At 66.8% G+C, this 11,826-nt stretch carries 10 protein-coding genes; 2 read left to right on the top strand and 8 right to left on the bottom strand.

What is annotated here, in order from left to right:
- Positions 1-252: 252 nt before the first annotated feature.
- From H9654_RS14010 to H9654_RS14020, 3 genes are all read right to left on the bottom strand, one after another.
- Complete coding sequence (locus H9654_RS14010; RefSeq protein ID WP_191771332.1) at positions 253-504, bottom strand: HP1242/YdcH family protein; 252 nt, start codon at positions 502-504, stop codon at positions 253-255.
- Between the two features lie 325 nt (positions 505-829).
- Entirely contained in the window at positions 830-1,714 is an 885-nt protein-coding gene (locus tag H9654_RS14015; protein WP_191771345.1) for an OmpA family protein, read from the bottom strand.
- Entirely contained in the window at positions 1,714-2,082 is a 369-nt protein-coding gene (locus H9654_RS14020) for a DUF4398 domain-containing protein (protein ID WP_191771406.1), read from the bottom strand. The genes H9654_RS14015 and H9654_RS14020 overlap by 1 nt, the downstream gene beginning before the upstream one ends.
- A 125-nt stretch (positions 2,083-2,207) precedes the next feature.
- Here H9654_RS14020 and H9654_RS14025 point away from each other — a divergent pair, with 125 nt between their 5' ends.
- Positions 2,208-3,335 (top strand): PilT/PilU family type 4a pilus ATPase, encoded by a 1,128-nt coding sequence (locus H9654_RS14025; protein ID WP_191771347.1) that lies wholly within the window; start codon positions 2,208-2,210, stop codon positions 3,333-3,335.
- A gap of 79 nt (positions 3,336-3,414) precedes the next feature.
- Here the strand turns inward: H9654_RS14025 and maiA are convergent, their stop codons facing one another.
- Both maiA and H9654_RS14035 read right to left on the bottom strand, forming a co-directional pair.
- Positions 3,415-4,101, bottom strand: a complete 687-nt coding sequence (maiA, locus tag H9654_RS14030; RefSeq protein WP_318241145.1) for a maleylacetoacetate isomerase — start codon at positions 4,099-4,101, stop codon at positions 3,415-3,417.
- Positions 4,098-5,087: a fumarylacetoacetate hydrolase family protein gene (locus H9654_RS14035; RefSeq protein ID WP_191771357.1), complete on the bottom strand. Its 990-nt coding sequence runs from the start codon at positions 5,085-5,087 to the stop codon at positions 4,098-4,100. Before H9654_RS14035 ends, maiA begins: the two co-directional genes overlap by 4 nt.
- 634 nt (positions 5,088-5,721) lie before the next feature.
- Between H9654_RS14035 and H9654_RS14040 the strand changes: the two genes are divergently transcribed.
- Positions 5,722-7,122, top strand: a complete 1,401-nt coding sequence (locus H9654_RS14040) for a DEAD/DEAH box helicase (protein WP_191771359.1) — start codon at positions 5,722-5,724, stop codon at positions 7,120-7,122.
- Between the two features lie 124 nt (positions 7,123-7,246).
- On the opposite strand, the gene H9654_RS14045 is transcribed toward H9654_RS14040, so the two are convergent.
- From H9654_RS14045 to H9654_RS14055, 3 genes are all read right to left on the bottom strand, one after another.
- Positions 7,247-9,556 carry a TonB-dependent hemoglobin/transferrin/lactoferrin family receptor gene (locus H9654_RS14045; protein ID WP_191771361.1) on the bottom strand — a complete coding sequence of 770 codons (2,310 nt, stop codon included), beginning with the start codon at positions 9,554-9,556 and terminating at the stop codon, positions 7,247-7,249.
- Positions 9,557-9,718: 162 nt separating this feature from the next.
- The gene (locus tag H9654_RS14050; protein WP_191771363.1) at positions 9,719-10,546 is read right to left on the bottom strand and encodes an EF-hand domain-containing protein; all 828 of its coding nucleotides are present in this window, start codon (positions 10,544-10,546) and stop codon (positions 9,719-9,721) included.
- A gap of 24 nt (positions 10,547-10,570) precedes the next feature.
- Positions 10,571-11,365, bottom strand: a complete 795-nt coding sequence (locus H9654_RS14055; protein WP_191771365.1) for a DUF4198 domain-containing protein — start codon at positions 11,363-11,365, stop codon at positions 10,571-10,573.
- Positions 11,366-11,826: the final 461 nt, after the last annotated feature.

Raw genomic sequence — 11,826 nt, forward strand, 5'->3', positions numbered from 1 at the left:
GGACATTGGATTATCCGCTGTATGGGCGTGAAGATGGTAGGCCTTGCGGGCCGGCCGCTGGCTCGAAGAATGCGCCGGGGCCAAGTGGCGCGGACGACATGGACCGACGAGGAGGTCCACGCCGCCCGCGACAGGGAACGGGTTGAAGCAGCCCGGGCACCACGGCGTGCGGTGCCCGGGCGGTGTCGGCCTCAACGGCGCGCCGACACGACGGCCGTTACTGGCCGGAGCGCCCGACGGGGCGCGGATGCGTCAATGCGAGGGGGAGGAGTGAGATTGCGATTGCGATTGCGGGGCAGTCTCGAGCATGCGCAGGAGACGTTGCTTGGCCAGCAGTTTTTCCCGCTTCATCCGGCCCAGGGTGACATCACTCACGGCGAACACGCCGAGTTCGGCATCCATGCACTGGCGATTCAACTTCCGGTGTTCGTCATGCAGGGTCCGGAATTCCGGATCGCGCGCGCGGCGGGCCTCGATCTCGCTCTGGGACTGATCTTCAAACATGATGTACCTCCTTCAGCAGAAACACGAACGCCCCGGCCTGGCGGCACGGGGCGTCTGTCGGGAGAAGAAGGGCGCGGTCCGCGCGCAGGGCGGCGTTCCGTCCGGCATTCCACACTGGCCCGTGGATGATTGCCTGCTTCGGTTCGTGCCCAGATTGCATCGGCCCGGCCCTCCCGTCGTCCGGTCCGCACGATGCGTCCCGGACGATTGACCCTACGCTTGCCCGAGGGGGGCTACAAGCCCCATGCGACAAAAAACCCTGTTGCGGCGACGAGTGGTTCAGGCAAGTGAGAACGGACGCTCATTTATTAACGAAAACAATACTTTAAGGTGAAACGATCACCTCTGCCGAACGGGCGCGCGTGGACGCCGCCTTCTTGCCGGCGACCTGGATGCGGTTGCTGGCAACCCCGGCCGCGACAAGTGCGTCGCGCAGCGCTTCGGCACGCCGCTGGCCGACGCCGTTGGCACTGTCATACGCCTCGATCCGCACCCGCCCCTTGCGACCGATGTTCAGGTACTCGCCGAGTGCCTTGGCCTGGTTCTTTGCCGTGTTGGACAGGGCCACCTGGCCATTGGCGTAGGCATCGCCCCCCAGCGTGAACACTTCCCCACGGCTGTCGAACCGGCTGCCCGGCAGCTTCTGCCCGGAGACCAGTTCGGCCTCTTCGCGGGCCAGCTTGGCGGCATTCTGCTGGGCTGCGCTCAGACGCTGCTGCTGCTTGCCGGCCACGCTGGTCAGCGCGTTCTCCGCGTCCTGGCGGGCCAGCGCTTCGCTTTCGGCAGCCAGGCGCAGGCGCTCGGACTCTTCAGCCTGGATCTGTGCCTGCACGCGCAGGCGCTCGGCCTCCTGGCGCGCGCGCGCCGCCTCGCGGCGGCTGGCCTCGATCAGCAGATCGCTGCGGGTGCGCTCCAGCTGGTCGACCTCGCGCTGGGCCAGGGCGGCACGCACGGCGGTCTCGGCGATCTCCACCCGGCGCTCGGCCAGGTAGCGGGTCAGCTCCTGGTCGCGGCGCTTGGCGTTGCTGAAGGTGCTGATCGCCTGCTGTGCCTGCATCCGTTCAAAGGCGCCCAGGTTGGCCGTGTCCGGGTTGGCCGAGATCGCCATCAGCCGCTGGTTGAGCTGCAGTACCAGCGGGTCATCGGCGGCGACGGCCAGCAGCGGCAGGGCCAGAAGACCGGCAGCGAGATAGATCGAACGTGCACGCATCAGCGGTTTTCCCCGGTTTCGAGCTGGCGCTGCAGCTGGTTGACTTCATTGCGGCGCAGCTGCAGCTGCGAGGTCGCGGTGGCTTCCTCGCTGCGTGCGCGGGCCAGGTCGGCGTCGGCGGCAGCGCGCAGGGCCATGGCCGGCGCGTTCTTGCGCTCGCGGCGATCGTCGGCGGCACGCTGGGCCTGCTGCAGCCCTTGCCGGGCCATGCCGATCAGGTCCGGCGCGTACTGGTCGGCGTCTGCCTGGGTGGCCCGGTCCACCGCCTGGCGGGCCTGGGACAACTCAAGCGCACCGTCCTGGGCGAAAGCCGGGGCGGGGGCGGAGAGTGCGAATGCCAACGCCATCACATACAGGCCATGGCGCATTTGTGCGAAGCTACGTCGATTCATTTGGGGAGGCCGTGCCGGTTGTTGTGCACGGCCATTGTCGTCATGCCGACGCCATGCATGCAACTTGAGCCGTCGGCGACTCGTTTTTGGGGAAAAACGCGATGGATATCGGCTACTTCCTGAAGCTGATGACCGAAAAGAACGCTTCGGACATGTTTTTGACGACCGGCGCGCCGGTGTACATCAAGATTGAAGGCAAGCTCTACCCGCTGGGCAACACCGGCCTGCCGCCGGGGATGGTCAAGAAAATCGCCTATTCGCTGATGGACGAAGGCCAGGTGCCCCAGTTCGAACGCGACCTGGAGCTCAACATGGCGATCGCCCTGGCCGACACCGGGCGCTTCCGCGTGAACGTGTTCAAGCAGCGCGGCGAAGTCGGCATGGTCATCCGCGCCATCCGCAGCCGGATCCCCAGCATCGAAGAGCTGAACCTGCCGCAGGTGCTGAAGGACGTCATCATGACCCCGCGGGGCCTGGTGCTGGTGGTGGGGTCCACCGGCTCGGGCAAATCGACCTCGCTGGCGTCGATGATCGACCACCGCAACAGCACCACGACCGGGCACATCCTCACCATCGAGGACCCGATCGAATACCTGCACAAGCACAAGATGTCGATCGTCAACCAGCGCGAAGTCGGCCTGGACACCCACGCCTTCCACAACGCGCTGAAGAACGCGATGCGTGAAGCGCCGGACGTGATCCTGATCGGCGAAATCCTGGATGCGGAGACGATGGAGGCGGCCATCGCTTTCGCTGAAACCGGGCACCTGTGCCTGGCCACCCTGCACTCCAACAACGCCGACCAGACGATCGAACGCATCCTCAACTTCTTCCCGGAAAGCGCGCATCGCAACGTGCTGATGAACCTGTCGTTGAACCTGCGCGGCGTCATCAGCCAGCGCCTGGTCAAGGGCCACGATGGCCGCCGCCTGCCGGCGACCGAAGTGCTGATCAACACGCCGATGATCCGCGACCTGCTGCGCCGCGGCCAGGTGCACGAGATCAAGGCCGCGATGGAAGCTTCGCTGGAAGAAGGCATGGAAAGCTTCGACCAGTGCCTGTTCCGGATGGTCAAGGACGGCATCGTCGACATCGAAGAGGCGCTGCGCGCGGCCGATTCACGCGACGGGCTGGCACTGAAGTTCCGCCTGTCCGAAGGCAGCAGCGGCGAGCACGATCCCTACGCGGACTTCTCCGCCGGCCAGCCGAGCATCTCGCACGGCTTCTAGAAAAAGGGGACGGAGGGGATTAAGTCGTTTTCGACCGGTCGGGTGGAAAACGACTTAATCCCCTCCGTCCCCTTTTTCGTCAGGCGGCGTCGGGCTGGTTCTCGGGGCGGGCGGCATCGAAGGCCGGCAGCGCCAGGCAGGCCGCTTCGATGCGGCGCAGGATGGGGTAACCGGCCAGGTCCAGTCCGAAGCGATGCGCGTTGTACAGCTGGGGCACCAGGCACGCATCGGCCAGGCCGGGTCGGACACCGTGGCAGAACGTGCCGGTGTCCGGGTTGGCGGCCAGCATCGTCTCCATCGCCGACAGCCCTTCGGCCATCCAGTGCAGGGTCCACTGCGTGCGCGCATCCGCGGCCAGCTGCAACGGCCCCTCCAGGTACTGCATCACCCGCAGGTTGTTGAGCGGGTGGATATCGCAGGCCACCAGCTGGGCCAAGGCACGCACCCGTGCGCGCCCGGACGGGTCGGCCGGCAACAGCGCGTGGTCGGCGAACACCTCGTCCAGATACTCCAGGATCGCCATCGACTGGGTCAGCACCTGCCCACGATGCTGCAGCGTCGGCACCAGCTCCTGCGGATTCAACCGGTGATAGCTGTCCCGATGCTGCTCACCGCCGCCGCGCACCAGGTGTACCGCGTGACCCTGCCAGACCAGGCCTTTCAGGTTCAGCCCGATGCGCACGCGGTAGGCCGCGCTGGAACGCCAATAGGTATGCAGGACGATCTCGCCCTGCCCGCCCGGCGCAGGCGCCGATGCGCCGCTCACGGCGTGGCGGCCTGCTCGATGCGCTGTTCGATGGCACCGAAAATACTGGCCCCGTTGGCGTCCAGCATCTCGATGCGCACCACGTCGCCGAACGACATGAACGGCGTGCTCGGCTTGCCGTCGCGCAGCGTTTCCACCGTGCGCAGCTCGGCGAAACACGACGCCCCCTTGCCGGTGTCCTCGTTGGCGATGGTGCCCGAACCGACGAGGGTGCCCGCGCCCAGTGGACGGGTCTTCGCCGCGTGCGCCACCAGCTGGCCGAAGTTGAACTGCATGTCCACGCCGGCTTCCGGCGCACCGAACCAGGCGCCGTTGACATGGGTCACCAGCGGCAGATGCAGCTTGCTGTCCTGCCACGCATCACCGAGCTCATCGGGAGTGACGAACACCGGCGACAGCGCCGAGCGCGGCTTGGACTGCAGGAAACCGAAGCCCTTGGCCAGCTCGCCCGGGATCAGGTTGCGCAGTGATACGTCGTTGACCAGCCCGATCAGCTGGATGTGCGTGGCTGCCTGTTCCGGGCTGACGGCCATCGGCACGTCATCGGTGACCACGACGATCTCCGCTTCCAGGTCGATGCCATGGTCTTCGCTGACCACCTTCACCGCATCGCGCGGAGCATAAAAACCGGCGCTGGTCGCCTGGTACATCAGCGGATCGGTATAAAAGCTGTCGGGCACCTCCGCGCCGCGCGCCCGGCGTACCCGTGCCACGTGCGGCAGGTAGGCACTGCCATCCAGGAATTCATACGCACGCGGCAGCGGCGAGGCCAGCGCCTGCATATCGATGTCGAACACCCCATCGGCATCACCGGCATTCAGCGAATCCGACAACGCCTGCAACCGCGGCGCGCTACGCGTCCAGTCTTCCAGCGCCGCCTGCAACGTCGCGGCGATGCCCGTGGCGCGCACCCCGCGCTGCAGGTCACGCGAAACGACGACCAAGGTGCCGTCGCGGCCGCCTTCCTTCAAAGAACCAAGCTTCATGGGCACATCCGGCTGAGGTGGCAAACAAGTTTCAAGTGTAATCAAACCCCCGCGACAGCGGAAAGCTGCGCCGCCGCATGGCAAGGAGTGTATGCCGAGCACGCCGATCATCCGCCCCCCCTCGCGCCCCCGCTTTCCGCCGAGCACGGCTCGGCGCTACCCCCGCTCTCCAGACGCCACGGAGCGTGTGTCAGGAGCCGGGCGGGGAGGGTTGGCAGGACGCTGAGCCGCATGGATGCGGCGACGCAGCCTACAAGGACGTACTTGCGGCGTGTCCTGCCGCCCCCCCCCCCCCCCCCCCCCCCCCCCCCCGGCCCCAACCCGGATCCGGCTTGTACACGCAGCCAACCTGAACACGCACCTTTGCGCCGGATCTCATTCTTCGGTTAGACTTCGCCGGTCTGCAGCGGCCGTCCGTTTCCCTCCGGGATCGCCGGCGAGCCAGGTCACCCGACCCCTCGCCCGCCCCCACTCCGGCGCCGTTCGTCACGCATTCCAGCCTGCGCTCTCCGCGCCGGCTGCACCCAATTTCTCGCAGCGCGGTTCACGGGAACGCTCCGAGTCAGCCGATCTCATCGATCTGCCCCCGCTTGGCCATTCGGCCAGGCGTTCTCTGTTTTTGGAGCTTTCTCGAATGTCTTTTGAATCCCTGGGCCTTGCGCCCTTCCTGCTGCGTGCGCTTTCCGAGCAGGGCTATGAAACCCCCACCGCCATCCAGGAGCAGGCCATCCCGCTCGCCCTGGCCGGCCGTGACCTGCTGGCCGGCGCACAGACCGGCACCGGCAAGACCGCCGCCTTCGGCCTGCCGCTGCTGCAGCACCTGGCCACCAATTCGCAGGAAGTGTCCAACGGCGGCCCGCGCAAGCCGCGCGCCCTGATCCTGACCCCGACCCGCGAACTGGCCACCCAGGTGCACGACAGCCTGCGCGGCTACAGCAAGTACCTGCGCATCCCGAGTGCCTGCATCTACGGCGGCGTCGGCATGGGCAACCAGTTGGACATCCTGCGCCGTGGCGTGGACCTGCTGGTGGCCTGCCCGGGCCGCCTGATCGACCATATCGAGCGTCGCAGCATCGACCTGTCCGGCATTGAAGTGCTGGTGCTGGACGAAGCCGATCGCATGCTCGACATGGGCTTCCTGCCGTCGATCAAGCGCATCCTGGCCAAGCTGCCCAAGCAGAACCGCCAGACCCTGCTGTTCTCGGCGACGTTCGAAGAGAGCATCAAGCAGCTGGCGATGGAGTTCATGCGCAACCCGGAGCAGATCCAGGTCACGCCGAAGAACACCGTCGCCGAACTGATCACCCACCGCGTGCACCCGGTCGATGGCGGTCGCAAGCGCGACCTGCTGCTGCACCTGCTCGCCCAGGACAGCCGCGAGCAGACCCTGGTCTTCGCCCGCACCAAGCACGGCAGCGACAAGCTGGCCGCGTTCCTGGACAAGTCCGGCATCAAGACCGCCGCGATCCACGGCAACAAGAGCCAGGGCCAGCGCCTGCGTGCACTGGCGGACTTCAAGGCCGGCCGCGTGACCGTGCTGGTGGCCACCGATATCGCCGCGCGCGGCATCGACATCAACGAGCTGCCGAAGGTGATCAACTTCGACCTGCCGATGGTCGCCGAAGACTACGTGCACCGCATCGGCCGTACCGGCCGCAACGGTGCCACCGGCGAAGCGATTTCGCTGGTTGCCCAGGATGAAGTGAAGCTGCTGCGCCAGATCGTGCGCCTGCTCGGCCGCGACATGGACATCCGCGACGTGCCGGGCTTCGAGCTGCAGGTGCCGATCCGCTGGGGCAACAGCGCCCCGGGCAAGGCTGACAGCGATATGGGTGACCGCAGCGTGCGCAAGACCTCGCATGCCCGTCGTCCGCACGGCGATGCCCCGCGTCACGCCCATGCAGGCCCGAAGAAGACCGGCGGTGGTCGTCGCGAAGGCGGCGGTGGTGCCGGCCAGGCGCGTGCTGCGCAGGGCCAGGGCCAGCGCCGTGGTGGCGGTGGCCGCAGCCAGGGCAGCGGCAGCCGCGCGGTCTGATCCGCGCCATGCGTAGCTGACGACCTTGGTCGTCCTGCCTGAGTGAAAGAGGGACGGAGCGCGAGCTCCGTCCCTTTTTCGTTTGCGTCCGCCGAGCATGGCTCGGCGCTGCCAACGGGCTGTGTCAGAAGCTGTAGGCCACGGTCACGCGGGCGTTGCGGCCCGGCTCGCTGTAGCGGCCGATGCCCTGCTCGTTGACGTAGCCGTACAGCGTGTTGGTGCCCTCATAGATGCCGCGCACGCGCTGCCACAGGTAGTACTCACGATCGGTCAGGTTGTACACGCCCGCGCTGACCCGCAGCTGTTCGGTGACGTTCCAGCTGCCCACCAGGTCCAGCACGGTGTAGCCATCGGCCTTGCCGACCCAGTCGGGCGTCTCGCGCGTGCCGTTGGCCAGCGTGGTGTAGGCATCATCGGCATTCTTGCCCCACGCATGGGTCAGGTTGGCGGTGACATTCCAGGCCGGCGACGGCGCGTAGCGCAGACCGACCACCACGCTGGCCGGCACGATGCTTTCCAGCGGATCGCCATTGGCCTTCTCGCCTTCGCTGTAAGCGGCGGCAATGCGAGCTGACCACGCATCGCTGAACTGCCAGCGCCCTTCCAGCTCGGCGCCCTTCACCGTGACCTTGCCGGCATTCATCGGCATGGTGGCGTTGTAGCTGTACTGGATGGGCGCGGCTGCGGTGGTGCGGTAGCCGTTGGGGTACGCCTGTGCGATGGTCACCGTCTCGATGAAGTTGCTGTAGCGGTCGCGGAACAGCGAGAAACCCAGCTGGCCGCGCTCGCTGCTCCAGCGGTAGCCCAGTTCTACGTTGAGGCTCTTTTCCGCGTCCAGCTCCGGGTTGGACGAGGACGTATCGAACTGCACCTGGGCACCGGTGACGGCATCAAAGGCAAGCGTGCTGCCGGTCGGTGAGTACAGATCGGCCACGCTCGGCGCGCGGAAACCGCGGCCGACCTGGGCCCAGACGGCGTGGTCGGGCAGGAAGCGGAACTCGGCACCGAGCTGCCAACTGGGCGCGGAGAACCGCAGGTCATGCACGCTGCCGGTCGGATCGACGAAGGTCGCGTCCACTGTCGGCGAGTAGTCATATCGGTCATAGCGTGCGCCGCCACTGAGCACCAGACGCTCCTCCATCAGGGTGACGCTGTCACGCAGGTACAGGTTCCAGTTGCGTGCATCGGTCTTCGGCACCTGGCGTGGATCCTGCTCCACGGTGGCGATGTCGCCGGCCGCGTTCCAGCGCGTATCCACGGCGGTGAAGTCGACGTCGCGGGTCTGCCAGGCCAGGCCGTAGACGATGTCATGGCGCGCGCCGGCGTTGTCCAGCAGCTTGCTGAAATCCAGCGCTGCACGGTCGAGGGTCTGCTCGGTGGAGCGGTTCTCGCTGCGCAGGCAGGGCACGGTGCGGCCCGGGCAGCCACTGCCGGCGAGGATGGTGGTCAGGCCGCGGCTTTCGGTGACCTGGCGGTCCAGCTGCGCCTCCATGCTGTCCAACAGCGCATTCTGCGGGCGGTACTGCCAGCGCACGCCGTAGCGGTCACGGTCGTTGCGGTCGTCACCACGGCGCTCCAGGTAGCCTGGCGAATAGACCCGCGACAGGTTGTCCACTTCATTGCGGGCGCGGCCGCGCTCGATCATGAAGCCCAGCGTGTTGCGCTGGTCCAGCTGCAGGTCCAGCTTGCCCAGCAGGTTGCCACGGGTACTGTCCACCGGGTCCGGCGTGCGCCGCCCAACGCCGATGCGGTCCACCGTAGTGTCGTACCAACTCTCCGACTCATGGCCTTCGCGGCGGGTGTAGACCAGCATCGATTCGGCGATGCCGCTGCGGTTGGCGAAGGTCAGCGTGCCCATCGCTTCATCGTTGGAACCGCTGTAGCCGAACTTCATGCCGACGTGCGTGTCGTTGCCCGCCGCCTTCAGGTAGTCGGCCGGGTCCTTGGTGGTGAACACCACCGCGCCGCCCAGCGCTCCGCTGCCGGCGGTGATGGAGTCGGCGCCCTTGATCACCTGCAGGCTCTTCAGGGTGTCGATGTCCACGTCGCCACGGCCACCGCGGAAGAACTCGTAGGAACGCGCGGTCTCGACTGATTCGCCCAAGCTCAGCCCGTCGACGGTGATCGCCACGCGATCGCTTTCCAGCCCACGGATGTTGAAGCCGTTGTCACCGAAGCGGCCCATGTCGACCACGCTGACTCCCGGGATGTAGCGGATCGCCTCTTCCATGTTGTTGGCCATTTCCGCGTCCAGGTCGGCAGCGGTGAGGACGGTGACGTTCTGGTTGCGCGAGGTGCTCTTCTTCGCGCGCTCGGCTTCCACGCGCACGGTATCGAGGGTACCGGCATCAGCCGGTGCGTCGGCATGCGCGATCGGTATCGCGGACAGGCTGGCGAGCACCGCCAACGAGAGCAGGGAAAGGGACAGGTTCATCGGGAAAGCTCCGCAGGGAGAAAGGGCTGGACGTACGCCGTTCCTGGCTGTCGGCGCGCTGGACGCCGGTGCGGGCTGGGAGGTCGTGGAAATTGGTGTTCCGGGCGCGCCACGAGCGGTCGCGACACGGTGGTGCCGGCGGCATGCCGGCACCGGCGTCGATCAGGGTTTGGCGACCGGTTCCGGGTCGCGCGCATCGACGATATGATCGCCGTTGGTATCGGCGCGCTCGAACAGGCGCTTGCCCGACACCTGGTATTCGGCGAACGTCATCTGCCCGTCCTTGTCGGTGTCCAGCGCACCGAAGCGAACACCTGCCTGGCGGGCACCGGCTTGGCGCACCTTGGCGCGCTGCGCATCCAGGCGACCGGCGAATTCAGCGGTGTACTCGGCCAGATCCAGCTGGCCATCCCCGTTGGAGTCGGTTACGGCGAAGGTCGCCGCGCGCACGGCATCGAATTCGGCCCGGTCGACCACGCCGTCGCTGTTGCGGTCATACAGTTCCAGCATCCCGTTGGCGGTGTGCGAAGTCGGCATCTTCAGTGCATCGCGGTTGCTCGCCGCCGCACTCTCGCGGGTCGCTTCCTGGCTCTTCAGGTAACCGGCCCAGGTGCGTTCACCGGCCGCGTCGAATTCCTCGCGGCTGATGCGGCCGTCATTGTTGCGGTCCAGCGCGTTGAAGCGCGTATCGGTCTGCCGCAGGTGGCCTGCGCGGGCTTTGGCCAGGCGCTCGTCGAAGCGCTGCAGGTATTCTTCGATGTATTCCTGCTTGTCGACGCTGCCGTCGCGGTTGCGGTCGGTGGCGTCATAGCGGGCGCGACGGAAGGTCGCGAACTGCGCCCAGCTGACCGCGCCGGTGTCCTGCGGATCAAACTGTTCAAGGAAGTCGGCGGCCGCAGAGGATGGCGCCTTCGGGCCGCTTTGGGGCGCCTGTGCGGCAGCGCCGGTGGTCGTGGCCAGCAGGGCCATGAAGATCACGCTCTTGTTCATTCGGGTGAGCCTTGGAAGGAAGGTTTAGGGTTCCAGCACGCGGAAGCTGAGCGTGTAGTTGTTGCCGTACTGCGGTGCGGCCGCGCCTTCGGGTGCCGCGCCGCGGTAGCGGATCAGCGCCAGGTAGGCGCCGGCATGCTGCAGCGGCAGGTTGGCCTTGCCGGCGGCATCGGTGGTCAGCACGATTGGTGCCGGCTGCGCCTGTCCATCGCCGAGCGCGCGGTTGACTTCGACCTTCTGCGCCGGCAACGGCTTGCCGTCGTAGCGCACTTCGAACTGGAAGTGTTCGCCGACATACAGGTCGCTCGGGTGGGTTACCGGCACCAGCTCCAGGCCCTTCCCATACGGTGCGAGCGCTTCGGTGGTCGGCGCGCCGGCGGTCAGGTACACCTCCGAACGTGACAGGCTCTGATAATGCGAGACGATCTTCGCGCCCACCGGCAGCGGCTGCGAAGGATCGCGGCTGCTTTCCACCTTGCCGTTGACCTCAAAAGTGCGGAACACCGCACCCAGGCGGTTGCCGGTGCTGAAGCGGTAAGTACCCTTCTTGCCGGGCAGGCGCTGTTCCACCACCGCGCGGGTCTTGAGCAGGTGCACGGTATCCGGCGCGTGCTGCATCCCATCCGGATCGGTCACCACGAAGGTGCTGTTGTCGAACACCACTTCGGGCACGAAGAAGGTTTCGGCAAAGCTGGCATCCAGGGTCACCAGGCTGGTGGGCTGGATCTGGAAGGTCGCAGGCGCCAGGTACGGCGTATGCGCATGGGCAGGCATCACGGCGGCGCCCAGTAACAGGCCGGCCAGCAGGCAGGTTTTCATCGGCATCTCGAGTGGAAGGCACCGGCCCCAGTCCGGCGGCGCACACTCTATGCCTATTGAGAATGATTCGCAATACGATTTTGGTGCTGCGAGCGGCGGAGCCCCTCGCGGCGGGTGGTTTAGAGCAGTTTGCTGGTTTGGCGCCGGGCGGTAGGGCTGGTCGGGGGACGGCAAAAACTGCATCCATGCGGGCCTCGTTTCGCGCCATCCATGGCGCTCAACGCCCCCCCCCCCCCCCCCCCCCGGGCGCCCTGACAGGTTCCGGTGGCTACCGCCGCGTATAAAAAAAATGAAAAGCGGTAAAAGCAGGGGTCAGAGTCCTTTCGCGCAGCGAAAGGACTCTGACCCCATCTTCCTCCACCTCTTCCAACCCCTGCCTTGTCCATGGCCACCATGGACCTGTCGAAGGTGGGGGGGGGGGGGGGGGGGGGGGGGGGGGGGGGGGGGGGGGGGGGGGGGGG

The organism is Stenotrophomonas lacuserhaii (genome assembly GCF_014836545.1).
Taxonomy (GTDB): Bacteria; Pseudomonadota; Gammaproteobacteria; order Xanthomonadales; family Xanthomonadaceae; genus Stenotrophomonas; species Stenotrophomonas lacuserhaii.